Origin of the sequence: Sphingomonas sp. (genome assembly GCF_048595155.1) — a bacterium.
GTDB lineage: Bacteria > Pseudomonadota > Alphaproteobacteria > Sphingomonadales > Sphingomonadaceae > Sphingomonas_I.
Genome location: NZ_JBMDXN010000118.1, coordinates 48550 through 71258, shown reverse-complemented (window position 1 = coordinate 71258; position 22709 = coordinate 48550). Strand labels below are relative to the sequence as shown.

The window sequence follows — 22709 nt, the reverse complement described above, 5'->3', positions numbered from 1 at the left end:
GTCGACGCGCAGGACGCCGCTGACGGCCAGATTGCGCAGGATGCCGCCCGCCACCGTGCCGAGGCCGGTGACCTGCGCCGCCTGCAGCTTGATCGGAACCGATACCGGCGCCGCCGACCAATGACCCTCGCCCGACGCTTTGATGTTGTCGAAGCCGGTCGTGTCGAAGGCGACATGGGGGCTGGCGAGCGTATAGCGGAAGCTGGTCGTGCGGAACGGCCCGTCCAGCAGGGCGTGGAGATGGACGTCGCGCCCGGTCATGTTGGGGAACAAGGCCGGCGGTCGAAGCAGCTTGGCATCGATCGACAGGCGGGAGAAAGCCGACCCGCCGAGATCGATGCCGCCGGCGGCGGCAAATTGCAGCGCGGGCGAGGCCAGATTGAGATGGCCGTTCAGCCGGCGATCGACGAGCGTGGCGGCGCCGGCGACCTTGACGCGGGGCGCCGTCAGCCGCTGCAGCTTGCCCTGAAGGAAATTGGACGGGGCGATGGTTCCGGCGAGGCTGTAGCGGCCGTTGCGCACGCCGATCCCGAGATCGGAAAAGCGCTTGCCGCCCAGCGTGCCATGGACCGCGCCATCCCAGACATGCCAGGTGCCGCGACCGCCGATCCGCAGCGTGATCGCTTCCTTCACGCCGGCCAGCCCGGCGATGATGCCGCGGGCGGGGCCGTCGACCGCGCCGATCAACCGAAAGCGATCGCCATCGGGTTCCGCGTCCAGATCGAGCAGGACGCGATCCCGCGCGGTGCTGGTCGCGCGCAGGCCGATCATGGCGCGGCGATCGTGAATATGCGCTCTGCCGACGAGGCGGACGATCTCGGCATGGCCGCCCACTGCCGCGCCGACCTTGAGCCGATCGACCTGGAGCGCGCCGATGCGGATATCGAAGCCGGGCAGAATCGGGCTGCCGGGTTTGCTGCGGAGCGCGGGCAGCCGATCGAAGATGATCAGCGGCGCCGACACGCGATCGATATTGAGCAGGTTCTTGGCCCAATCCAGCGGATGCCAATCCAGCCTGATTTCGGGCGCTTCGAAGAATTGGCCCTTAAGATCGTAGAGCCGGACGTCGCGTAGCGTGGCGCGGCGCCAGATCGATCCCTCAATCCGCCCGATCTTGATCCGCAACCCGCTGCTGGGCCGCATGGCGGCGATGCGATCGGCGATCAGGCGATGGCCGGGCTGGGTGTCGATGCTCCAGACCATGGCGAGCAGCAACCCGATCAGGACGAGGATGCCGATCCCGATCCGGCGCAGGATAGGCCAGCGCCGCCGCGGGCGGGGGGCGGGGCCCTCTTCGTCGATGGCGGGAACCGGGGTATCCGAATCCGTCATTAGAAGGCCTGGCCGAGCGAAACATAGACGGCGACGCGGGATTCCCCTGCGCGCCGATCGAGCGGCGTGCCGACATCGACGCGGATCGGCCCGAAGCTGGAATAATAGCGCACGCCCAAACCGGTGCCGTAGCGCAGCCCGGTGAGTTTCGGCAGGCTGCTGTCGTAGAGATTGCCGGCGTCGAGGAAAGGCACCACACCGAAGGCTCCGAAACGCACCCGCGCTTCTACCGCGAATTCGTTAAGCGATCGCCCACCGACCGGATCGCCATCGACGTCGACCGGCCCGATCTTCTGATAGCCATAGCCGCGCACCGAACCGCCGCCGCCCGAATAGAAGCGACGCGACGGCGCGATACTGTCGCGCGAAACGCCCGTGATCGAGCCGAAGCGGGCGCGGCCGGCGATCACGACGCGGTCGCCCAGCGGCTGGTAGCCGCTCGCGTCGATCTGCATCTTCACATAAGCGTGGGTGCCCGCCTGCAGCGACAATTCGGGCGACAGCCGGCCGGACAGGCGGAAGCCGCGGGTCGGGTTGAGCAGATCGTCCGATCCGTCATAGCCCAAACTGGTGGGCGCGGCCGCGACCAGGAAGGTGCGGCGGCGGGGCGCGCCGGTCGCGACAACCGTGTCCCGTTCGTCCGTGGCCACGAATTCGGTGCCGAGCGACCAGGTCCAGGTCTTTTGCCAGATGATGTTGGTCTGTCGTTCGATGCTGGCGCCGACGGTGAAGGTTCGGGCGTCATAGGCATCGAAATTGCTGTGCGAGGCGACGATCTGTGCGTTGAGAATGCGGTCACGGTCGTTGAAATTGCTTTGGCGCAGCACCGCGCCGAGCGACTGTTCGCGCGTGCCTGCAACCCCGCGGAAGGTGACCGCCCCTTCGGGCTTGATCAGGTTGCGATGCTGCCACGAGCCTTCCACGCGCACGCCTTCGCCGGTGCCATAGCCAAGCTCGCCCGCGACGGTGCGGGCGGGGGCGCGATCGATATGGACCGCGATGTCGACCACAGCAGGATCGGCGGTGGGGGTAGGCGTGATCGTCACCGCCGAGACCAGGCTGGTCGCGATCAGGGCCCGGCGGAGATCTTCCAGCCGGGCGGCATCGTAGCGCTCGCCGGGATGGAAGCGCGCGATGGTCGCGAGATGCTCGGCCGAGAAGGTCTGCTTCGCCCCGGTCGGCACGATCCTGCCGAAGCGCGCCCGCACTCCCGGCGTGACCGGCAGCGTCAGCGTGGCCTTGTTGAGCTGATGGTCGATCGCGACCTGGGGTTCGCCGACCTTGGCGAAGGGATAGCCCTCGCGTCCGAGCGTGGCCTTGAAGGCGGTGACGGCGGCGAGCACCTTGTCGGCATCGACGGTGTCGCCCGTCTTGACCCCGAACTGGCCGGCCAGGGCTGTACCCTCGGCCCCGGCGGCCTCAAGGCCCGGCAGGGCCACCGTCGTGAATTGGTAGGCGTCGCGCGGCCGCACGGTGACGCGCACGATCGTCTCGGCATCGCCCGGCGTGGAGCTGACCGTGGCGGCGACCCGACCGTCATAATGGCCTTCCGCCGCCAGCAGTTGGCGGACCAGTTCCTCATCATCGCGGGCGCGGCGATTGATCTGGGCGGCGTTGGCGGGCTTGCCCTGATTGGTGACGAGCGCCGACAATTGGTTGAAGCGCGTCTTGAAGTCGCTGCCGAGATCGTCGGCGCCTTCCAGGATGACGCGATAGCGTTTGAGGCGATCCGCAACGGTGCCCTGCACCTCGGTCGTGCCGACGGTGGGGGTGGCGTCGATCTTGGCAGGATCGGGCCAGTCGACGCCGAGATCGGGCATCGGCGCCATATCGCTGGGCGCGGTCTGCACCGGTGGAAGATCGATCCGGGGCGGCGGCGCGGTCGGAGCCGGCGCGGCGCTGCCTGGGACAGCCTGCGCATGCAGCGGTGTCCAGGCGGAAAGGAGGAGGGCCGTCGCGACGGATAAACGCGATGCGTGCCGCGGCGAGACGGGGACCATGGCCTTGTCCTAATCAAGGACCGCGCGGGCCGCCAGCATCCTTTGCCGCCGCGGCACACATGTCGTCCCGGGAAACTAGCGGAAAGTTCGGAAAACTGGCAGGAAAGCCACATGGCTTCCAAAACCCCGAGTGCCGCCGGCGGCGTGTTCCTTGCCCTCGCCATCCTGATCGGCGCCCTTGCCGGAGGGGTGAGCGGCCAGCCTACCATCGGGGTGCTGGCGGGGGCGGCGGTGGGTATCGCCGTCGCGGTCCTGATCTGGCTGCAGGACAGGAAAAACACCAACCGCTAACGCGCTCCTCCGCTGATGGCGGAACGAGGCAGCACGGTTCACGTTCAAGCCTTATGGCACCAGCACGATTGCGTCATGTCGATGATAAGATACCCGGAATCACCCGCCAGCGCGCGGGCCACGGCTGGGCCTATTTCCTGCCGTCGGGCGACCGCATCAAGGATCGCGACGAGATTGATCGCCTGAATGCGATCGCCTTGCCGCCGGCCTATACCAATGCCTGGTACTGCCCCTTTCCGAACGGCCATATCCAGGCGACCGGCGTCGATGCCCGCGGGCGCAAGCAATATCGCTATCATCTGGATTTCCGCGCCGCCCAGGAAGCCGACAAATATGAACGTTGCGCCGAGTTCGGCCGCGCTTTGCCCAAGCTCAGGGCAAAGGTGGAGGCGGATCTGGCGGGCCGCAAGCTGGCACGCGACACGGTGATCGCGGCGGTCGTCCGCCTGCTCGACCTTGGCCATATCCGCGTCGGCAACGAGGCCTATGCCAAGGAAAATAAGAGTTTCGGTGCGACCACGCTGCGCAATCGGCACGCGAAGATTAGCGGCGGCACGCTAAGGCTGGAATATATCGGCAAGTCCGGCAAGAAGCAGCGGCTGACGATCCAGGACCGGCGGCTGGCCGCGATCGTTCGGCGGACGCAGGATCTGCCGGGGCAGCATCTGTTCGAATATCTGGACGACGAGGGCAAGCCGCAGCCGGTCGGGTCGGCCGAGGTCAACGACTATATCCGCGAGGCGACGGGCGGGGATTTCACCGCCAAGCATTTCCGCACCTGGGGCGCGAGCCTGCTCGCCTTCGAACATATTCTGGAGACCGCCAAGGACGGAAAGCCAGCGCTGAAGGCGATGCTGGAGGCGGTGGCCGCGGCGCTCGGCAACACGCCTGCGATCAGCCGCAAATCCTACATCCATCCTGCCCTGATCGAGCTGTGCCGCGGCGGCAATGCGAGCGAATTGTGCGAGCTGAAATTGCCGCGGCCGACGCAATGGCTGGATAGCCATGAGCGGGCGCTGATCGCGTTCCTCGACGAGCTCGCCCGCGAGGGCAAAAAGCAGGCAAAGGCCGCCTGACATGCCGGACGTTGCGAACAATGCCGCGCCGGCGGCTCCGCTGCGCGTGTCGGGCAGCACGGTCCAGCGACTATGGGATGAGAGCATCGCCTGGGCGCTGAGCCATTATCTGCAGATCACAATCGCAGTCGGCGCGGGCGTGCTGATCGCGGCGACCCTGATCGCGATCCGCTGGGCCGGTCAGCGGCTATGCCGACGCCGTCTGGGCGGGGCGCATTGGCCGCAGACGATCGGCCGGGTCTTCGCGGTCACCAAATTGTGGTTCATCACCCTGTTCGCCGCGAAGCTGGTCTCCGGCTATGCCTTCCCGCCGCCCCTGCTGGCCCAGACGATCACCGTGCTGTTCACGATCGCGGCCGCACTGCAGGGCGCGCTGTGGGTGCGCGAAGCCATCTTGGGCGTGATCGAATATCGCGCGGGCGGCGATCAGCCGGGCGCGCTGGGTTCGGCAATCGGCATCATCCGGCTGCTCGTCACGATCACGCTGTTCGCGATCGCGATCGTGCTGATCCTCGACAATCTTGGTGTGAACGTCACCGGGCTGGTCGCGGGCCTGGGTATAGGCGGTATCGCAATCGGTCTGGCCGCCAAGGGGATTTTCGACGATCTGTTCTCGGCGCTGTCGATCATCTTCGACCGACCGTTCCAGCGGGGCGATTCCATCAAGTGGGACAATACGAGCGGTACGGTGGAGGCGATCGGGCTGAAGACGACCCGCATCCGTGCGGTGAGCGGTGAGCAGGTGGTGATTTCCAACACCAATCTGCTCAACAAGGAATTGCATAATATGGCGCGGCTGAAACGCCGCCGCGTCGAAATGACCCTACATCTGGCGTATCACACACCCGCCGACGTGCTTGGAAAAGTTCAGGGCATGATCAAGGCGGTGATCGAGGCGCAGGACAGCTGCAAGCTCATCCGCTGCGGCATCGCCAACCTCGCTCTGCCGGTGATCGAGGTGCAGGTACAGTTCGACGTCGAGAGCGAGAATTGGGACAAGGTGTTCCAGGCGCGCCACGAGGTCGCGATCGCGCTGCTCGACGCCTTTGCAGATGCGGCGATCGAATTTGCCGGGCCGGACGGCAAGTCGATCACGCCACCGGTCAATATGCCTCCGCCCGGCGCGGCGGGCGGGCCGACGCAGCCAGCGGAGGGAACCGCGCGCGGCTGACGCCATTATGATCTTCGAAACCAAGGAGATCTAGAATGGCAGATGCCGCCGAAATCGAAGCCCGCTTCTGGAAAGATCTGAAGTCTTCGCCGTTCGTGATGCTGGGCCTGGTGGATGCCCGCGACGGCCATACCCAGCCGATGACCGCACAGTTCGAAAATGACGGCGGGCCGCTCTATTTCTTCACCACCAGCGATAATGGCCTGACGACCGCGCTGGCCGGATCGTCCAACCGCGCGATCGCCACCTATACGGGCAAGGGCCATGATCTGTTCGCGAGCATCCATGGCACGCTGAACGTCGACAAGGACGAAGCGACGATCGATCGGCTGTGGAACCCGCATGTCGAGGCCTGGTTCGAAGGCGGCCGTAATGATCCCAAGCTGACGCTGCTCCGGCTCGACACCGAGAAGGCTGAGCTGTGGCTGGGCGGAAGCTCGATCGGCGCGATGCTGACCCGCCTGCTCGGGAAGGACCCGAAGGAAAGCTATAAGGACAATGTCGCCGAGGTTTCGCTTTAAGCGAAGCTCGGACGTACGATCATCCCCAGAGGTCGGCGGCAGGCGGTGAGAGAAACCCGCCCGCCGCCGTCATCGGCGAGGAGCGATCCTCCGCCAGCAGCAGCGCGCCGTCCAGATCGACCCACCGCGCGGTCGCACCGAGCAGGAAGGGCGGAGCCATGCCGAGCGACGTGCCGAGCATGCAACCGATCATGATCTCCAAGCCCATCGCGCGGCCTTCCCGGGCGAGAGCCAGCGCTTCGGTGAGACCGCCGGTCTTGTCGAGTTTGATATTGATGGCCTGATAGCGACCGGCGCAGCGCGCGAGATCGCTGCGATCCTGGCAGCTTTCGTCGGCGGCGAAGGGAATGACAGCGCTGATGCCGTCCAGCAGCGCATCCTCACCCGCCCGCACCGGCTGTTCGATCAGTTCCACTCCATATTTGGCAAGGCGCGCCGTTTCGCCAGCGACATCGCGGCCGGTCCATGCTTCGTTGGCGTCGACGATCAGGCGGGCGTTCGGCGCTCCGCGGCGCACTGCTGCCACCCGCGCGTCATCGCCTTCGCCAGCCAGCTTCAACTTCAGCAGCGGGAGATCGGCGGAGGCGCGTGCATCCGCCTCCATCTTCGCGGGATCGGCGACCGAGATGGTGAAGGCGGTAATGTGCGGCTTAGGCTCCGGCAGACCGGCCAGCTGCCACACCGGCGTGGCGGCCCGTTTTGCCTCCAGGTCCCATAAGGCATTGTCGAGCGCGTTGCGCGCCGCTCCGCGCGGCAGTCTTGTCTGAAGTTCGGTGCGATCCATGCCGGCCGCGACGGCGTCTGCCTGTCCCAATATCTCGGCCAGCACGGTCTCCGCCGTCTCGCCATGATAATAGATGGCGGTACCCTCGCCGCGGCCGACATGGCCGCCGTCGGTGACGGTCGCCACCACGACGTCCACATGCGTCTTCGCGCCGCGCGATATGGTGAAGGCGCCGGCGACGGGCCAGCGTTCGATCTGGGCGTGCAATTTCATGCCGCCCTCATACAGCGGTCGTGCCTGAACGAAAGCCGCAGCCGGCAGAGGATCAGGCGGGCTGCGTCGCCCGCTGATCCGCCGCGGCGATGAACTTCTCCAGGACCGGCGCGATTTCGTTGCGCCAGCGGCGGCCGTTGAAGATGCCGTAATGGCCGACCGACTTGGCGAGCAGATATTGCTTCTGATCGTCGGGAAGGTTCGGCGTGATCTTCAGCGCGGCGCGGGTCTGGCCCACACCCGAAATATCGTCCCGCTCGCCTTCGATCGCCAGCAAGGCAATGTCGGTGATCGCGGCGGGATCGATGCGGCGGTTACGGAACATCATCTCGCCCTTGGGCAGCAGATGGCGCTGGAACACGACATCGATCGTCTCGAGATAGAATTCGGCGGTCATGTCGCAGACCGAGCGATATTCGTCGTAAAAGGCCTTGGTGCCTTCGACGCTCTCCTGATCGCCGTCGACGAGATGGCGGAACATCTGCCAATGGCTGACCAGGTGGTTGCCCCAGTTCATCGCCATGAAGCCGGTGAGCTGGAGGAAGCCCGGATAAACCTTCCGCCCCGCGCCCGGATAATAGATCGGCACCGTCGCGATCACATTCTGTTCGAACCAGCTGTGCGGACGCTGGGTGGCGACCGTGTTGACCTGGGTCGGCGCCTCGCGCGTGTCGATCGGGCCGCCCATCATCGTAAGCGACCGCGGACGGGCCGGGTTCTTGTCGGCCGACATGATGCAGGCGGCGGCAAACGCCGGCACCGCCGGCTGGCACACCGCCAGGACATGCGCGCCAGGGCCGATATGTTCGAGCCAGCCGATCAGATATTCGATATAATCGTCGAGCCGGAATGTGCCGTCGGATAAAGGCACCAGGCGCGCATCGCGCCAATCGGTGATCCAGACGTCGTAGCCCGGCAGCATGCGCTCGACCGTGCCACGCAGCAGAGTGGCATAATGGCCCGACATGGGCGCTACGATCAGCAGCTTGGGCTGATCCTTGGGGGCGTCGGAGCGGGTGAAATGGACGAGCTGGCCGAACGGGAGGCGCGCTTCGATCACTTCCTCGACCGCCACATCCTTGCCGTCGATCACGGTGAAGGGCAGCCCGAATTCGGGCTTGCCGTGCGGAGCCGAGGCATGTGCGAACACATCGAGGCCCGACGCCATCATCGATCCGATCTGGGTACGGGCAAAAGGGTTGGCGGGGTGGTTCATCCACTCGGACCCCAACTCGGCCATAGCGCTTGCGCCGGCGAGCAGGCTCCGCTGCATTTCATAAGCTTCGTACAGCAAACTCTGTGCCTCCCAGGGGGACTTCATAGATGGGCGTGTGCTCGCCGCATTGCAACAAACGTTAGAAAGCGTGATTGGTTGAACGCGTCCGTCTTGCTACAGCACCATTATGGCCAAAGCACCGACACCCTTGCCCCCGGCAAAGGAGCGCCGCCGGATCGGCGAACTCCGCCTGATCTGGGGGATGGCAATGGAATATCCCGGCCGCATCGCTTGCGCCCTGATGGCGCTGATCATCGCATCGGCAGCAACATTGGCGATTCCATATGGGTTCAAGCGCGTCATCGACCGCGGCTTCATCGCGGGCGGCGGGTCGGCTGCGAGCGTGAACGCATCGTTCCGCTATCTGCTGATGATCGTGGTCGTGCTGGCGATCGCCACCGCGTGCCGCTTCTATTTCGTGTCCTGGCTGGGTGAGCGGGTCGTCGCGGATCTGCGCCGCCGCGTGCAGGACAATCTGCTGAGGCTGGCTCCGCGCTTCTTCGAGGAGAATCGCCCCTCCGAAATCGCGTCGCGTCTGACGTCCGACACGGCCATTATCGAACAGATCGTCGGATCGACCGTTTCGATCGCGCTGCGCAACAGCTTCACCGGCATTGGCGGCATCATCTATCTGTTCACCCTGTCGCCCAAGCTGGCCGGCATGTTGTTGCTCGGCATCCCGCTGATCATGGGCCCGGTGATCCTGCTCGGCCGGCGCGTCCGCGGCTTCAGCCGCTCGTCGCAGGACAAGATCGCCGAAGTGGGATCAATGGTATCCGAAACGCTGGGTGCGATGAAGATCGTGCAGGCCTTCGGACAGGAAAAGCGCGAAGCGGAACGGTTCGGCATCGCCGTCGAGAATGCGTTCGCCGTCGGGCGCCGGCGCTTCACGGTGCGCGCGATCATGACGGCGATCGTGATCGGATTGATCTTCGGATCGATCACGATGGTCTTATGGCAGGGCGCGACCGACGTCGCCGCGGGGCGGATGAGCGGCGGATCCATCGCAGCGTTCGTCCTGACCGGCGGCTTCGTCGCGGGCGCCTTCGGCGCGCTCACCGAAGTCTATGGCGATCTGCTGCGTGGTGCCGGCGCGGCCGGCCGGCTGGGCGAATTGCTGGCGGAACAGCCCGACATCGCGCCGCCGGCGAAACCGCAGGCGCTGCCGGTGCCGCCGCGTGGCACGATCGCGTTCGACCATGTCGAATTCCGCTATCCGACCCGGCCCGAAATGGCGGCGCTGCACGATTTCAGCCTGACCGTATCGCCGGGCGAGCGCGTCGCGATCGTCGGACCTTCGGGCGCAGGCAAGAGCACGATCTTCCAGCTCGCCCAGCGTTTCTACGATCCGCAGGTCGGCACGGTTCGGATGGATGGAATTGCGCTGACGCAGGCCGATCCGGCCGCGATCCGCGCGCGCATCGCGGTGGTGCCGCAGGACACGGTGATCTTCGCTGCGTCCGCACGGGACAATCTGCGCTACGGGCGTTGGGACGCGGACGACGCGGCTTTGTGGGCGGCCGCGGAAAACGCCAATGCCGCCAAGTTCCTGCAGGAATTGCCGGAGGGACTGGACACGTTCCTGGGCGAGGGGGGAGCCCGTCTTTCGGGCGGGCAGCGTCAGCGGATCGCGATCGCCCGCGCCTTGCTGCGCGATGCGCCGCTGCTGCTGTTGGACGAGGCGACCTCCGCGCTCGACGCCGAGAGCGAGCGGCTGGTGCAGAATGCGCTCGAGCGACTTATGAAGAAGCGCACGACACTCGTCATCGCGCACCGGCTTGCCACGGTCCGCGCGGCGGATCGCATCGTCGTGATGGATGGCGGCCGCATCGTCGAGCAGGGACGCCATGACGAGCTGGTCGCGAAATCCGGCCTCTATGCGCGGCTGGCGCAGCTGCAGTTCGAGGGGGAGGCGGCCTGACCTGCCGATACCATGCCGACCGGGGGGCGGAGTGGCGTGATCCATGCCACCGATGATCTGAAGGAGCGATCATGAGCCTTTTGAAACGCCTGTTCGGCACGGCCGCGTCGGACGCGCCCGCCGCGGAGCCCGTGACCGACCCGCTGCGCATCAATGTCTATGCGACGGTTCGGACGCTGCCACCGATCGACTTTCGCCATGAGCTGCTGGGATGGCGCGACCTGTCCGATCCGGATCTGCCCGATCATTTGCGCGGGCTGACAGGCTATGTGATGAGCCGGGGCGACGGCGAGATGACGGCCCTGCGCTATCATGTCTGGCGCCATGCCCAGCGGGTGCGCAACCATGTCAGCCTGGACGTGCTGCCGGAGGACCTGGACGGTCTGCAGCGATGGGCGCGGACGGCGAACGGTATCTTGTTCCTTCCCGACGGCTCGGTCCGCGCGCCGGATTTGGCGATCCTGTTCGACGCCGAAGGGGCCAGTGATCCAACCGCGGCTTTGCCCTATCAGCCGGACGCGATCGCGCGCCGCCAGCGGACGCTGCAGTTGCTGGAAGGGCTGGAGCTGCAGCCGCCGACGAGCATACCGCCCGCGATCGGCGAGGCCGAACTGGAGCTCCGCTCGCCGGACGAGGTGCTCCGGCGGGCGCTCGCCTTGCTCTACATTGCCGCGCGCGGGCAGATGCAGGGCACTGAGGTGGGGCCGATTCCACTGGGCCGGCGCGATGAAAATCCGATCGGCTTCGCCGCGCTGACGGAACGCGAACGCGCGTTGCTGGATGGCGCGGGGGCGGAAGAAGGCGCCTTCGCCGCCATCAGCTGGCGGTATGAGGCGGCCAATGCCCTGCTATGGGCGCTGGGCTTCGAAGGCGCGTCGCTGGCGGACAGTGAGAGCCTGATCGATGTCGACGCCTTATGGCGGTCGGTGGCGGAGGTGGCGCGGGCCGGCGCGCCGGGCGCTGGGCTCGCGTTCAGGCCGGCCGCCGAAATCCTCGACGCACTCGACCGGACCTGGCTGGAACATTGGATCGTCCGCCAGGCCCATGCCAAGGATCTGGCGATCGAACGCCCCAACGGCGATGTGGTGATGGAGCGCCATGTCGCGCTGAACTGGCTGACCAGCTTTCAAAACGAGTTCGGGACCAGCTGGGACGAGATCGACACGCCGACATGATCGTGGGCGGCCTGGCGCAGCAAGGAACCAATCTGTCGCAACGGAGGTTTTGCGCCATCATGATGAAATCGTTCTGCATGCGTCACGGACTTGCCCTGGCATTACTTCCGCTCGCCGCCGTCGCCTCGGCGCAAACCGAGGCTCCAAAGACCGTCACCACCACCCGCACGACGCAAAGCACCGTCGCCACGCCGTCGGAACGGACGACGACCACCACCACGACCACGCGCGAGAAGATCGCCGACACGGGCAAGGAAGCCGGGCGGATTGCGAGCCAGCCAGCGCGCGACGTCGGCGCCAGCAAGGTCGCTATCCCTGCTCCTGTACGAAAGGCGGCTGCGGCGCCCTATTCGCTGAAGGGCCTCAGCACCTGCACGCAGATCCGGCAGGCGATCTTCGAGCTGAACGATGTGCTCGGGCCGGATTATGCCGGCGCCGTCACGACGCGTGAGAACAAGGCCGGAAAGCTGGCCGCGGCGGGGGGCAAGACGATCGTCAACACGATCATCCCCTTCCGCGGGCTGGTGCGCGAAGTCAGCGGTGCGGCGCCGGCGGAGCGGCGGCTTAATGCGGCGATCCGCGCCGCTTATGCCCGGCGCGGCTTCCTGCGCGGCGTCGCGACGGCGCGCAGGTGCCGCCTAGGCTGAAGACCGCGCGGTTCGTTTGCAGCCGCGCTTAGGACTTGGGCTGGGGGAGCTTGAGGCCCAACAGCGCCAGTTTGCCGCCGCTCACGCCAAACCAGTGCGGCACCCCGGCCGGGATCATGATGATGTCGCCTGGTGCGAGCGGGCGCGAGGTCCCGCCTTCGATCTTGCCGCCCTGGGTGAGGCCCGGATTGGTAACTTCCGGCTCGGTCATCGTGCCGCCCATCACGAGCGTGCCCGCGCCAGCAACCACGATGGCATATTCGGCATCGGTCGGGTGGATTGCGGGGCGGCCAGGACCCTTCCAATATTCTACGGATGCGACCGATGAATCCGCGCCCACCAGGGGCGCCATCGCAAAAATCTGACCAGGCTTCATCCCCGCGCCGATGCGCTCGACCAGTGCCTGGACGTCAGCCGGCGTCGCGAAATTGCCAGGTGCGGTGGGTTGCGCCGCAAGGGGAGCGGCGATCAGGGCGAGGGCGCAGATAGCGGCGAACTTCATCAGAGATCCTTCCAGCGAATTGCCAAGGGATAGCATCTCCCCGTTCGCGTCAATGGACGGCGACGCGGGGGCGGACCGAATAATGCCGGCGCGCTGGCATAGCGACGCACGAGCGTCGTGGAATTTTTGCTAACCTTGAGTGCCGCCTGCCAGTTTGCGGTAAATTTGCCGGCGCCATTTGCGGGGCGTGCCGAAAGGACCAGTGTGGAGGCAGTTGGCACGGCTCCTGCAACGTCATTGTCATGGCCGGCACGTAGCCGGTCATCCAACCAACTGGAGATTCTGCCATGAAAGCCACTGTCATTATCGCCGCCGCCCTGTTCGGTACCCTGGCTGTTCCCGCCTTCGCCGCCACCAGCAGCGACGATGTGAAAATGAAGGTGACCTATGACGCAAAGCACGACAAATATTGCATCTCGCAGGCTGTGACCGGCCAGCGCATTCCGGTCCGCACCTGCCGCACCAAGGCGGAATGGATTGCCGACGGCGCCAAGTTCAGCGACGCGACCGACGCCACGCAGCACACCAAGCTGGCACAGAAGTGATGGTGCGACGCCCGCGGCCGCGCGGCCGCGGGCGGCTCCCCCGACTGTCCGCCTTTCGTTCGGAAACGAACACTTGCGGACACGGTAACGATCGTTCCTCGCTCGCCAGCGATACTTCGCCCTGCATCGTAGATGATCCGGGCGGCGCTTAGCCGGCGAGAGGAAGGAAGAGATCGGCGACGGGGGCGTGACCCACACCATCGTCGCGCACGGCAAGATGGCGCTGGCAATAGATCGGAAAATCCCGCGCTTCTTCCCCGCTCGCGGGAAGCCAATCCCGGTAGAGATATAAAGCGGGACGCTCGAGATCATGAGTATCGTGGACCACGCGGAGCACCGCGCAGCGGCCTCCTGGGATGATGCCCGCTTTCATCGGATGGTCTGCCGCTGCGATCGGCCGATCGGTTCCCACACAGAGGTCGACACTATATTCCAAAGGATTATCGGGGCGGCGTTCCGATCGAAAGATCGTGAAGGTCGGGTTGGTCAGCGGGGATAGTCCGGCGCTTTTCCGCCAGGCGACGAACGCTTCGATGGTGCCGTCGAGCGTCGCTGGGTCACCGCGATGTTCCAGGATGGCAACCGGCGTAGGCGGCATGACCCGGATGGTGACGTCGTCCTGGGTGAGCGGGTTGTGCATGAGCATGGTCCTTGCTGTGTCGAGAGGGGCGAAGGCGGCAAACCAGGGTGCCCAATCGGGGGACGTCCGAAAGGAGGAGGGCGATTGCCCGAAGCGGCGCCGGAAGGCGCGGGCGAAGGCATCGGGCGCATCATAGCCCGCTTCCAGCGCGATCTGCGTGATGCTGAGCCCGTTCTTGTCGGTCAGCCGATACGATGCGCGCCGCATGCGCGCGAGCTGGACATAATGGTGCAAGGACAAGCCGAAGGTCGCCCTGAACTGACGATGGAAATGGAATTTCGAGAAAGCGGCGATGCCGCTGACCGTTTCCAGATCCAGATCGGCATCAAGCTGCCGGTCGATATGATCCAGCACACGCCGCATTCTGGCCTGATAATGATGAAGCGCCGCCGTCATGGTTCCTACCCTGTGGTAGCGCCCATTAACGCTATCGCCGTAGCGTCCGCTCGACCGATCTTGCGCTTTGTGGCGGGCTCATTCGAGCCGCCTGGCACGATCCGGCTACGGCATCCGCGCTTTGGAGAGCGGCGCCGGAGCGGCAGGCGCGAGAGTGTCGCCGTAGAAGTAGAAGCGGCCCTTCCCGCTGGTCTTCGCGGCATAGAGAGCGGTGTCGGCACGGCCGATCAACTGCTCGAGATCCGCGCCGCTTTCCGTGGCGACATCGATGCCAACGCTGACCGACAGCCGCGCGTCGACCTCGCCAAGAGGATAGGGCGCGCTGAGCTTCTTGATGATCCTGCGTGCCAGCATCTCGGCTTCCGCTTCATGGCTGATCATTGCCTGAAGGACGACGAATTCGTCGCCGCCGAGGCGGCAGAGCGTATCCTCGGCGCGGATTACCGCCTCCAGCCGTACCGCGACTTCGCGCAGAACGGCATCTCCCGCGGGGTGGCCGTTCAGATCATTGACCGCCTTGAAACCGTCCAGGTCGAGATAGTGGAGCGCCAGGCGGGTGCCGGTGCGGGAAACGCGGGCAATATCCTTCTGAAATCTTTCCCGCAGGAGCAGCCTGTTGGGCAGGCCGGTCAACGCATCCCGTTTCGCGAGCATGCCATAATCGTGCTTCGTCGTGAGGTGTTCGACCATCGACCGGTGAAGGTGGCCGATGCTCTGCAGGCTCATCACGATCGCCGCGGTCATCAACAGCGCCTCGATGGCGAACAGTTCCTCGTGTACGGGGTTCTCATGCGCCATGAAGGAGTGGGCGAGCAGCGTGGCCGCGGTGGGGACGGTCGCCAGCAGCATGCTGACAATGCAGATGCGGGGCCGGATCGAGACGCGCGATACCAGGCCTGCGCCGAAGACGAAGACCAGGCTGACCGCGATCAGGTGCAGCAGCGCGTCGTGGAACATCAATGCGCGGGCATTGAACAGGCCGAGCAGGATGGCGAACAGGTAATTGCTCCACGCGTAGCGCGCCTCCCACCGCGCTAGCGTGGCGATGGCGAGCGTCGCGCCGGCCCGTTGCCGATAGGCGCGCAGCGTGAACAAGCGGATTACGGTGAGGATCGTGACGGCGATCGCGAATGCCAGCATCAGCGGGTCGTGGAAGGCGTTGCCGGCAACAAAGGCAATGCCGGCGAACGCGCTGCCCATGAAGGCGACGGGAATGGTCATGCTGAACAACATGTCCACCAGATCGCGATAAACGGCGTCCGGCAGATGCTCGGCGTTGCGCGAGAGTGTCGGCAGACCAGACATTGGCGGCAGAATAACAGTTATTGGAACGGAAGCGATAGCTTGTGCCGCAAGACGTATCCACTTGGGAGCTTGTCGAAAAACTTCTCCTCCTTACCAACGCTGCAGTCGAGCCGTATCGCGAGCGGAGATTTAAAAAGACGGTTGAAGAACAGATTGAATGGGCCCCGGAAAGCGTTGGGGCAACGACCTTAACGGTCGATCGGCAAGACGGTGACGCCGCGCCACAGGCGCCATAGGCCGAAGAGGAAGAGCAGCGGCGCCAGGATAAGATGAAGACCCGACGGATCATGGATGGGTAGCCACACGGCGCCTGCAACGGCCGCCATGCCCAAGACGACATTCACGAGCGCGCCCGTCGTCGATTGGACGAGCATGGTTCGATAGATCGCGTCGATCAGGATCATCGGCGTCGGAAGGTTGAAATAGGTGAGCAAGAACAGGATGCCGACAAGGAGCAGTGGCCCAACGGCGAGAGCCACCAGCGTGTGAACCAGGATGGAAGAGGCCGTCGGCACGTTCGGGCTATGGCATGGCTCTGTCGGCTTACCCTAGCGTATTTCGGATCGATCGAGGCTGTCTCCGCCGTTACTGTCGCCACGCACGCATTGCCGCCCCCGGCGCCGTGCTGCCATCGGACAGATCGGCGTGCGTGACGAGGGCGGCTTTATGCGCCGCGTACGGATCAGGAGGCGGGTTGCGCCACGTCCACGAGGGGGAGCCAGACCGCGCTCGGCTGGCTGGCCGAACGGGATAGGGTGATCGTTGCCTTTTGATAATCGGCCGGTTTGGCGAAGAAGATGTTGGGTACATAGGTTTGCGGGTTGCGATCGTAGAGCGGGAACTGGCTCGACTGGACCTGCACCATGATGCGGTGGCCCGGCAGGAAGACGTGGTTCGTGGTCGGCAGCGCGAACTTATACTCCACCGTCTGGTTGGCCGGGATGGCGCCGGGATGTTCGTAGCTCTCGCGATAGCGACCGCGGAAGATGTCCATCGCGACCGCCAGTTGATAGCCGCCAAGCTCGGGCTGGTCGGGCATTTCGTCCGGATAGACGTCGATCAGCTTGACGACGAAATCGCCGTCCGTGCCGGTGGTGGCGGCGAACAGATCGGCGATGGCGGCGCCGCTGATGCGGACCGGCTTGTCGAGCGTGGCGGTGGCGTAGCTCATCACGTCCGGCCGGGAATTGGCATGGCGCTGGTCGCTCACCAGCCACGGGCCCCACTGATCGCGATTGCCGAAGTCGGTCGGACGCGGGACGTAGGGCACCGGGTGAGCCGGATCGGACACGTAGGAATCCCCCGCCTGGCTCGCAGTCGGCTTATTGAAGCTCAGCGAGAAATTGCTGGTAAGATAGATGGGGGTGAGCGCCCTGGCGCAGCCCTGCTGGCAGGCGAGCGGCCAATCGGCGAACTTGTCCCAATGCTGTTCGCCGGTGTTGTAGATTTGGACGCGCGGCATATCGAACTTGGGCGCGCCGTCCTTCAGATATTGGTTGAAGAACGGCAGAATGACGTTGCGGCGAAATTCGGTGGTGGTGTCGCCGGGCCATTTGAGCGGGCCGAGATTGTAACCGCCGCGGTTGATCTGGCTGTGCATCCAGGGGCCCATCACCAGGTAATTGTTGTCGATATGGCCGGCGGCCTTGAGCGCCTCCCAACTGTGAATCGCGCCCCACATATCCTCCTGGTCCCACAGACCCTGGAGCCACATGGTCGGCACGGTCGAAGGGCGGGCGGCGACGGCCCTGTCCAGCGCCTGGCCCTGCCAATAGCTGTCATAGGCCGGGTGTTCGGACAGGCGGCGCCACATGCCGAATTGATCGAGCCCATGCAGCTTCGCGAAATCGCCCGCCGAGCCCGCCTTGAGGTAGGCGTCATAATCGTCGGCGTTCGACGTAATCAGGCTGGCCTTCTGCTTCTTCGGGCTTTCCTGGCTGACGATATAGTCGAAGCTGCCCTGACGGTAGGCACCGTAATGGAACCAGTCGTCGCCCATCCAGCCATCGACCATCGGGCTGAGCGGCGCCGCCACCTTCAGCGCGGGATGCGGATCGAGCAACGCCATGACGACGGTATGGCCTTCGTAGGAGGAGCCGATCATGCCGACGCGGCCGTTGCTCTCCGGCAGATTCTTCACCAGCCAATCGGTCGTGTCCCAGGCGTCGGTGGTGTTGTCGACCTTGGTCGGGTTGAGCGGCCCGCGCGGCGGGCGCGTCATGACATAGCCGCCCTCCGAACCGTGGAGGCCGCGCACGTCCTGGAAGACGATGATATAGCCCGCATCGGCGAAGACGTCGTAGCTCTGCGGCAGGATCGCGCGCATCACACCGCTCTTGTTGCGGGTGGTGTGGCCATCGGCATCGTAAGGCGTACGATTGAGCAGAATCGGCGCGTTGCGCGTGCCCTTATGCTCGACGATGACGGTGTGGAGCTTGACCCCGTCGCGCATCGGGATTTCCACTTCGCGCTTCATGTAATCGTAGCTGTCGGTGGGCTCGACATATTTGACCGGGAAATCGGTTCCACTTTTGGGAAAAACCGGCTCGGGTGCCTGAGCGCCAGCGAGAGTGGAGGTGGCGAGCAGGAGAAGCGCGAGCGTCTTGGTCATGGATGTTCCCGTTCTATTTGTATCGCGGGAGCTTGGTACCGAGCGGGACGCGTGTCGAGCGGGATTGTGACGTACGCGGAAGCAAGAGGGCCGATCTAGAGCCGTTCGGCCTGAGCTTGTCGAAGGCCTGGTCTTGTGCTGCCTTCGTCGCATGGCCTTCTGGACGTATATGCTGCACTGCGCGGGTGGCGTGTTCTACGTCGGACATACCGACGATCTGGAGCGTCGGGTTGCGCTGCATGAAGCTGGGGAGATCCCAGGGTTCACGCGGGATCGAGGTCCCGTGAAGCTGGTCTGGTCCGAGACGTTCTCTCAGCGGATTGAAGCGCTGGAGATGGAACGCAGGATCAAGGGGTGGAGCCGCGCCAAGAAGATGGCGCTGATCCGCGGCGACTGGGACGAGATCAGCCGCCTTTCGCGCGGCCAAAAGCAGAACGGGCCTTCGACAAGCTCAGGCCGAACGTACCCTTAGGTTCACCCCTTCAGGCCATAGTCAGCACGACCTTGCCGACATGGTCGCCATTTTCCAGGTGGGCGTGGGCCTGTGCGGCGTCGCGCAGAGGGAAGGTGGCGTCGATGATCGGTTTCAGCTTGCCTTGGGCGAGCAGTGGCCAGACGCTTTGGACGAGCGCATCGCGGATCGAGGATTTGAAGCCGACGTCGCGGGCGCGCAGCATCGATCCGGTCAGTGTCAGGCGTTTGCGCATGACCAGGCCGAGCGGCAGTTCGACGGTAGCGCCGCGCTGGGTAGCGATCGAGACGTGACGGCCTTCGTCGGCCAGGCAGGCGAGGTTGCGCGCGAGATAATCGCCGCCGACCATGTCGAGCACGACATGCACGCCATCGGGCACGATCCGCTTTACCTCCGCCACGAAATCCTGCGCTTTGTAGTCGATCGCGTGATCGGCGCCGATCTCCAGCGCGCGGCGGCATTTGTCGGCCGAGCCGGCGGTGACGATGATGGTCAGCCCGAATGCCTTGGCAAGCAGGATCGCCATCGTGCCGATGCCGCTGGTACCGCCATGAACGAGCACAATTTCGCCGGGCGCGGCGCGACCGCGATCGAACAGGTTGGACCAGACGGTGAAAAGGGTTTCGGGCAAGGCAGCGGCCTCCACCATCGACAAAGCGGGCGGGACGGCGATGCACTGGCCGGAGGGGGCGACTGCATATTCGGCATAGCCGCCGCCCGCCACCAGCGCCATGACGGGGCGGCCGAGCAGCCGCGGGTCACCGCCTTCGCCGAGCGCAATCACTTCGCCCGCGATTTCAAGCCCTGGGATGGACGGCGCGCCCGGCGGCGGCGGATATTTGCCGGCACGCTGCATCAGATCGGGCCGATTGACGCCGGCGGCGGCGACCTTGATCAGCAATTCGCCAGGGCCGGGGGTTGGGACCGGGCGTTCGACGGGCTGCAGGACTTCGGGGCCGCCCGCCTCGCTGGGGTCGATCGCAGTCATGGTCTGAGGGATGGTCGTCATGGGGACGATTTAGACCTTGTGTCGTGTGCCGTCACCCCAGCGGTGGGGCATGCGGTGCGTTCCGTGGATGCCAGCCTGCGCTGGCATGACGTAGCAAGACATCCTGGAAAATGGCCGTGTGACGCAAAGCGGATTTGACAGACTCGTCCGAAGGGTGGAGCATTCGGGGATGGATCTGGAAGACTATCTTCCCAAGACGCCCGGCGACCCGCTTGCCGCGTTGACCAAGCAGGATCTCGATCCGCTGTCGGTCGACGAGCTGCAAGCGCGGATCGCGACGCTGGAGGCGGAGATCGCGCGAACGCGGGCGCGGATCGATCACGCCGTCAATCACCGCAGCAGCGCTGAAAGCCTGTTCAAGCGATGACGCCAAACGCCGCCTTTAGCACTCCCAAGCAGGGGGTGCTTGATACGCGGGCGGCGCGTTCCGACATTGGTATCGGCAGGGCGGCATCCTCGCTGCCCCTGCGGGAGTAAAGTTACATGCCTAGTTTTGCCCGCGAGCTCGAACAGACCCTTCACAACGCGCTGACCGCCGCGTCCTCGCGCCACCATGAATATGCGACGCTGGAGCATCTCCTGCTCGCGTTGGTGGGCGACGAGCATGCGTCGAAGGTGATGACGGCGTGCGGGGTCGATCTCGACGAGCTCAAGGAGGCGGTCGCCACCTATCTCGACAGCGAGCTTGATGCGCTCAAGACCGAGAGTGGCAACGATCCGTCGCCGACATCCGGTTTCCAGCGCGTCGTCCAGCGCGCCATCCTGCACGTCCAGTCCTCCGGCCGCGAGGAAGTGACGGGCGCCAACGTGCTTGTCGCGCTGTTCAGCGAGCGCGAGAGCTATGCCGTCTATTTCCTGCAGCAGCAGGACATGAGCCGCCTCGATGCGGTGTCCTTCATCAGCCACGGCGTCGGCAAGGCCGGCCAGCCGGGCGAAAGCCGCGAGCCCAAGGGCACGGAAGAAGAGAAGGCGCAGAAAGCAGAGGGCGGCGGCAAGAAGGCCGAGAGCGCGCTCAAGCAGTTCTGCGTCGATCTGAATGCCAAGGCCAAGGAGGGCCGCGTCGATCCGCTGATCGGCCGCGCCGCCGAAGTCGACCGCACGATCCAGATCCTGTGCCGCCGCTCCAAGAACAACCCGCTCTATGTGGGCGATCCCGGCGTCGGCAAGACCGCCATCGCCGAGGGTCTCGCACGCAAGATCGTCGAGGGGGATGTGCCCGAGGTGCTGCTGCCCGCGGTGATCTATTCGCTCGATATGGGCGCACTGCTCGCCGGCACGCGCTATCGCGGCGATTTCGAGGAACGGCTGAAGCAGGTCGTGACCGAGCTCGAGAAGCTCCCGCATGCGGTTTTGTTCATTGACGAGATCCACACGGTGATCGGCGCTGGGGCGACCAGCGGCGGGGCGATGGACGCGTCCAATCTGCTAAAGCCGGCGCTGTCGGGCGGTACGATCCGCTGCATCGGTTCGACCACCTACAAGGAGTTCCGCAATCATTTCGAGAAGGACCGGGCACTGCTCCGGCGCTTCCAGAAGATCGATGTGAACGAGCCGACGGTCGAGGACACGATCAAGATCCTGACCGGCCTGCGCACCGCGTTCGAGAGCCATCACAAGGTCAAGTATACGACCGATGCGATCAAGTCGGCGGTCGAGCTGTCGTCCCGCTACATCAACGATCGCAAGCTGCCGGACAAGGCGATCGACGTGATCGATGAGGTCGGCGCGATGCAGATGCTGGTGCCGCCGGCCAAGCGCAAGAAGACGATCACCGCCAAGGAGATCGAAGCCGTGATCGCGACGATGGCGCGTATCCCGCCCAAGTCGGTCTCCACCGACGACACGAAGGCGCTGGCGACGCTCGACACCGATCTCAAGCGGGTCGTGTTCGGGCAGGATCAGGCGATCAACACCTTGTCCTCCGCGATCAAGCTCAGCCGTGCAGGCCTGCGCGATCCGGACAAGCCGATCGGTAACTATCTGTTCACCGGCCCGACCGGCGTCGGCAAGACGGAGGTCGCGCGGCAGCTCGCCTCGATCATGGGCATTCCGCTCCAGCGGTTCGACATGTCGGAATATATGGAACGCCATTCGGTCAGCCGGCTGATCGGTGCGCCTCCGGGCTATGTCGGCTATGATCAGGGCGGTCTGCTGACCGACGCGGTCGACCAGAATCCGCATTCGGTGCTGCTGCTCGACGAGATCGAGAAGGCGCATCCGGACCTGTTCAACATCCTGTTGCAGGTCATGGATAACGGCAAGCTGACGGACCATCACGGCAAGACGGTCGATTTCCGCAACGTGATCCTGATCATGACCACCAATGCGGGCGCGTCCGACATGGCGCGCGAAAGCCTGGGCTTCGGTAACCTCACCCGCGAGGGCGAGGATGAGGAAGCGGTCAAGAAGATGTTCACGCCGGAATTCCGCAACCGGCTGGATGCGATCGTACCGTTCGGTTACCTGCCGACGCCGGTGATCGCCCGCGTGGTCGAGAAGTTCATCCTGCAGCTTGAGCTGCAGCTGGCCGACCGCGAGGTGCATATCTCGCTGGATGAGGACGCTAAGGCGTGGCTGACCGAGAAGGGCTATGACAAGCTCTACGGTGCGCGTCCGATGGGCCGCCTGATCCAGGAGAAGATCAAGCAACCGCTGGCCGAGGAATTGCTGTTCGGCAAGCTGGTGAGCGGCGGCGAGGTCAAGGTCCATATGAAGGACGGCGCGCTCGCTTTCGAGATCGTCGCGGCCGCGCCCAAGCCGAAACGCAAGGGTAAGCCGAAGGCGGAAGCCAAGGCGTAAGCCGCACGACCAAGCCAAGTAAA

Annotated in this window: 20 protein-coding genes and 1 pseudogene; 11 read left to right on the top strand and 10 right to left on the bottom strand. The window is 64.9% G+C overall.

The window, feature by feature from the left end:
- Both ACOJSI_RS19300 and ACOJSI_RS19295 read right to left on the bottom strand, forming a co-directional pair.
- Positions 1–1332 (bottom strand): annotated as a pseudogene (locus ACOJSI_RS19300) (translocation/assembly module TamB); the annotation flags it as partial.
- Positions 1332–3332, bottom strand: a complete 2001-nt coding sequence (locus ACOJSI_RS19295; protein ID WP_420139943.1) for an autotransporter assembly complex protein TamA — start codon at positions 3330–3332, stop codon at positions 1332–1334. The pseudogene ACOJSI_RS19300 and the gene ACOJSI_RS19295, both read right to left, overlap by 1 nt.
- A gap of 111 nt (positions 3333–3443) precedes the next feature.
- On the opposite strand from ACOJSI_RS19295, the gene ACOJSI_RS19290 reads away from it, so the two are divergent.
- The 4 genes from ACOJSI_RS19290 to ACOJSI_RS19275 are packed head-to-tail and all read left to right on the top strand — an operon-like array spanning position 3444 to position 6391.
- The gene (locus ACOJSI_RS19290; protein WP_420139942.1) at positions 3444–3623 is read left to right on the top strand and encodes a hypothetical protein; all 180 of its coding nucleotides are present in this window, start codon (positions 3444–3446) and stop codon (positions 3621–3623) included.
- Between the two features lie 53 nt (positions 3624–3676).
- Positions 3677–4699 (top strand): DNA topoisomerase IB, encoded by a 1023-nt coding sequence (locus tag ACOJSI_RS19285; RefSeq protein WP_420139941.1) that lies wholly within the window; start codon positions 3677–3679, stop codon positions 4697–4699.
- A 1-nt stretch (position 4700) separates the two neighbouring features.
- Positions 4701–5870 (top strand): mechanosensitive ion channel family protein, encoded by a 1170-nt coding sequence (locus ACOJSI_RS19280; protein ID WP_420139940.1) that lies wholly within the window; start codon positions 4701–4703, stop codon positions 5868–5870.
- A 35-nt stretch (positions 5871–5905) separates the two neighbouring features.
- On the top strand, positions 5906–6391 hold the full coding sequence (locus ACOJSI_RS19275; protein WP_420139939.1) for a pyridoxamine 5'-phosphate oxidase family protein: 486 nt from the start codon (positions 5906–5908) through the stop codon (positions 6389–6391).
- Positions 6392–6410: 19 nt separating this feature from the next.
- Here ACOJSI_RS19275 and dgcA read toward each other — a convergent pair whose 3' ends face one another.
- Positions 6411–7388, bottom strand: a complete 978-nt coding sequence (dgcA, locus tag ACOJSI_RS19270; RefSeq protein WP_420139938.1) for an N-acetyl-D-Glu racemase DgcA — start codon at positions 7386–7388, stop codon at positions 6411–6413.
- 52 nt (positions 7389–7440) lie between these two features.
- Positions 7441–8682, bottom strand: a complete 1242-nt coding sequence (locus tag ACOJSI_RS19265) for a polyhydroxyalkanoate depolymerase (protein WP_420139946.1) — start codon at positions 8680–8682, stop codon at positions 7441–7443.
- A 109-nt stretch (positions 8683–8791) separates the two neighbouring features.
- Here ACOJSI_RS19265 and ACOJSI_RS19260 point away from each other — a divergent pair, with 109 nt between their 5' ends.
- From ACOJSI_RS19260 to ACOJSI_RS19250, 3 genes are all read left to right on the top strand, one after another.
- Positions 8792–10585 (top strand): ABC transporter transmembrane domain-containing protein, encoded by a 1794-nt coding sequence (locus tag ACOJSI_RS19260; protein ID WP_420139937.1) that lies wholly within the window; start codon positions 8792–8794, stop codon positions 10583–10585.
- 71 nt (positions 10586–10656) lie between these two features.
- Positions 10657–11760: a DUF4272 domain-containing protein gene (locus ACOJSI_RS19255; RefSeq protein WP_420139936.1), complete on the top strand. Its 1104-nt coding sequence runs from the start codon at positions 10657–10659 to the stop codon at positions 11758–11760.
- A gap of 59 nt (positions 11761–11819) precedes the next feature.
- Positions 11820–12407 carry a hypothetical protein gene (locus ACOJSI_RS19250; RefSeq protein ID WP_420139935.1) on the top strand — a complete coding sequence of 196 codons (588 nt, stop codon included), beginning with the start codon at positions 11820–11822 and terminating at the stop codon, positions 12405–12407.
- A gap of 28 nt (positions 12408–12435) precedes the next feature.
- On the opposite strand, the gene ACOJSI_RS19245 is transcribed toward ACOJSI_RS19250, so the two are convergent.
- A complete protein-coding gene (locus ACOJSI_RS19245; protein ID WP_420139934.1) occupies positions 12436–12909 on the bottom strand; it encodes a cupin domain-containing protein in 474 nt (157 codons plus the stop codon).
- Positions 12910–13196: 287 nt separating this feature from the next.
- On the opposite strand from ACOJSI_RS19245, the gene ACOJSI_RS19240 reads away from it, so the two are divergent.
- Complete coding sequence (locus tag ACOJSI_RS19240; RefSeq protein WP_420139933.1) at positions 13197–13454, top strand: hypothetical protein; 258 nt, start codon at positions 13197–13199, stop codon at positions 13452–13454.
- 148 nt (positions 13455–13602) lie between these two features.
- Here ACOJSI_RS19240 and ACOJSI_RS19235 read toward each other — a convergent pair whose 3' ends face one another.
- The 4 genes from ACOJSI_RS19235 to ACOJSI_RS19220 all read right to left on the bottom strand — a co-directional run bounded on the left by ACOJSI_RS19235 (position 13603) and on the right by ACOJSI_RS19220 (position 18406).
- A complete protein-coding gene (locus ACOJSI_RS19235) occupies positions 13603–14490 on the bottom strand; it encodes an AraC family transcriptional regulator (RefSeq protein WP_420139932.1) in 888 nt (295 codons plus the stop codon).
- A gap of 105 nt (positions 14491–14595) precedes the next feature.
- On the bottom strand, positions 14596–15795 hold the full coding sequence (locus ACOJSI_RS19230) for a diguanylate cyclase domain-containing protein (RefSeq protein WP_420139931.1): 1200 nt from the start codon (positions 15793–15795) through the stop codon (positions 14596–14598).
- Between the two features lie 188 nt (positions 15796–15983).
- A complete protein-coding gene (locus ACOJSI_RS19225) occupies positions 15984–16310 on the bottom strand; it encodes a hypothetical protein (protein ID WP_420139930.1) in 327 nt (108 codons plus the stop codon).
- Between the two features lie 167 nt (positions 16311–16477).
- Positions 16478–18406, bottom strand: a complete 1929-nt coding sequence (locus ACOJSI_RS19220; protein WP_420139929.1) for a CocE/NonD family hydrolase — start codon at positions 18404–18406, stop codon at positions 16478–16480.
- 151 nt (positions 18407–18557) lie between these two features.
- Here ACOJSI_RS19220 and ACOJSI_RS19215 point away from each other — a divergent pair, with 151 nt between their 5' ends.
- Positions 18558–18878, top strand: coding sequence for a GIY-YIG nuclease family protein (locus tag ACOJSI_RS19215; RefSeq protein ID WP_420139928.1), 321 nt, complete (start codon positions 18558–18560; stop codon positions 18876–18878).
- 10 nt (positions 18879–18888) lie between these two features.
- On the opposite strand, the gene ACOJSI_RS19210 is transcribed toward ACOJSI_RS19215, so the two are convergent.
- Positions 18889–19887 (bottom strand): NAD(P)H-quinone oxidoreductase, encoded by a 999-nt coding sequence (locus tag ACOJSI_RS19210; protein ID WP_420139927.1) that lies wholly within the window; start codon positions 19885–19887, stop codon positions 18889–18891.
- Positions 19888–20056: 169 nt separating this feature from the next.
- Here ACOJSI_RS19210 and ACOJSI_RS19205 point away from each other — a divergent pair, with 169 nt between their 5' ends.
- Both ACOJSI_RS19205 and clpA read left to right on the top strand, forming a co-directional pair.
- Positions 20057–20254, top strand: coding sequence for a DUF1192 domain-containing protein (locus tag ACOJSI_RS19205; RefSeq protein ID WP_420139926.1), 198 nt, complete (start codon positions 20057–20059; stop codon positions 20252–20254).
- 116 nt (positions 20255–20370) lie between these two features.
- Positions 20371–22686 carry an ATP-dependent Clp protease ATP-binding subunit ClpA gene (gene clpA / locus ACOJSI_RS19200; protein WP_420139925.1) on the top strand — a complete coding sequence of 772 codons (2316 nt, stop codon included), beginning with the start codon at positions 20371–20373 and terminating at the stop codon, positions 22684–22686.
- Positions 22687–22709 lie beyond the last annotated feature (23 nt).

Bases quoted from the DNA above. Each gene is read 5' to 3' on its own strand.
- ACOJSI_RS19295 (WP_420139943.1), bottom strand. From the start codon at position 3,332: ATGGTCCCCGTCTCGCCGCGGCACGCATCGCGTTTATCCGTCGCGACG.
- ACOJSI_RS19290 (WP_420139942.1), top strand. From the start codon at position 3,444: ATGGCTTCCAAAACCCCGAGTGCCGCCGGCGGCGTGTTCCTTGCCCTC.
- ACOJSI_RS19285 (WP_420139941.1), top strand. From the start codon at position 3,677: ATGGCACCAGCACGATTGCGTCATGTCGATGATAAGATACCCGGAATC.
- ACOJSI_RS19280 (WP_420139940.1), top strand. From the start codon at position 4,701: ATGCCGGACGTTGCGAACAATGCCGCGCCGGCGGCTCCGCTGCGCGTG.
- ACOJSI_RS19275 (WP_420139939.1), top strand. From the start codon at position 5,906: ATGGCAGATGCCGCCGAAATCGAAGCCCGCTTCTGGAAAGATCTGAAG.
- dgcA (WP_420139938.1), bottom strand. From the start codon at position 7,388: ATGAAATTGCACGCCCAGATCGAACGCTGGCCCGTCGCCGGCGCCTTC.
- ACOJSI_RS19260 (WP_420139937.1), top strand. From the start codon at position 8,792: ATGGCCAAAGCACCGACACCCTTGCCCCCGGCAAAGGAGCGCCGCCGG.
- ACOJSI_RS19255 (WP_420139936.1), top strand. From the start codon at position 10,657: ATGAGCCTTTTGAAACGCCTGTTCGGCACGGCCGCGTCGGACGCGCCC.
- ACOJSI_RS19250 (WP_420139935.1), top strand. From the start codon at position 11,820: ATGATGAAATCGTTCTGCATGCGTCACGGACTTGCCCTGGCATTACTT.
- ACOJSI_RS19245 (WP_420139934.1), bottom strand. From the start codon at position 12,909: ATGAAGTTCGCCGCTATCTGCGCCCTCGCCCTGATCGCCGCTCCCCTT.
- ACOJSI_RS19240 (WP_420139933.1), top strand. From the start codon at position 13,197: ATGAAAGCCACTGTCATTATCGCCGCCGCCCTGTTCGGTACCCTGGCT.
- ACOJSI_RS19235 (WP_420139932.1), bottom strand. From the start codon at position 14,490: ATGACGGCGGCGCTTCATCATTATCAGGCCAGAATGCGGCGTGTGCTG.
- ACOJSI_RS19230 (WP_420139931.1), bottom strand. From the start codon at position 15,795: ATGTCTGGTCTGCCGACACTCTCGCGCAACGCCGAGCATCTGCCGGAC.
- ACOJSI_RS19220 (WP_420139929.1), bottom strand. From the start codon at position 18,406: ATGACCAAGACGCTCGCGCTTCTCCTGCTCGCCACCTCCACTCTCGCT.
- ACOJSI_RS19215 (WP_420139928.1), top strand. From the start codon at position 18,558: ATGGCCTTCTGGACGTATATGCTGCACTGCGCGGGTGGCGTGTTCTAC.
- ACOJSI_RS19210 (WP_420139927.1), bottom strand. From the start codon at position 19,887: ATGACGACCATCCCTCAGACCATGACTGCGATCGACCCCAGCGAGGCG.
- ACOJSI_RS19205 (WP_420139926.1), top strand. From the start codon at position 20,057: ATGGATCTGGAAGACTATCTTCCCAAGACGCCCGGCGACCCGCTTGCC.
- clpA (WP_420139925.1), top strand. From the start codon at position 20,371: ATGCCTAGTTTTGCCCGCGAGCTCGAACAGACCCTTCACAACGCGCTG.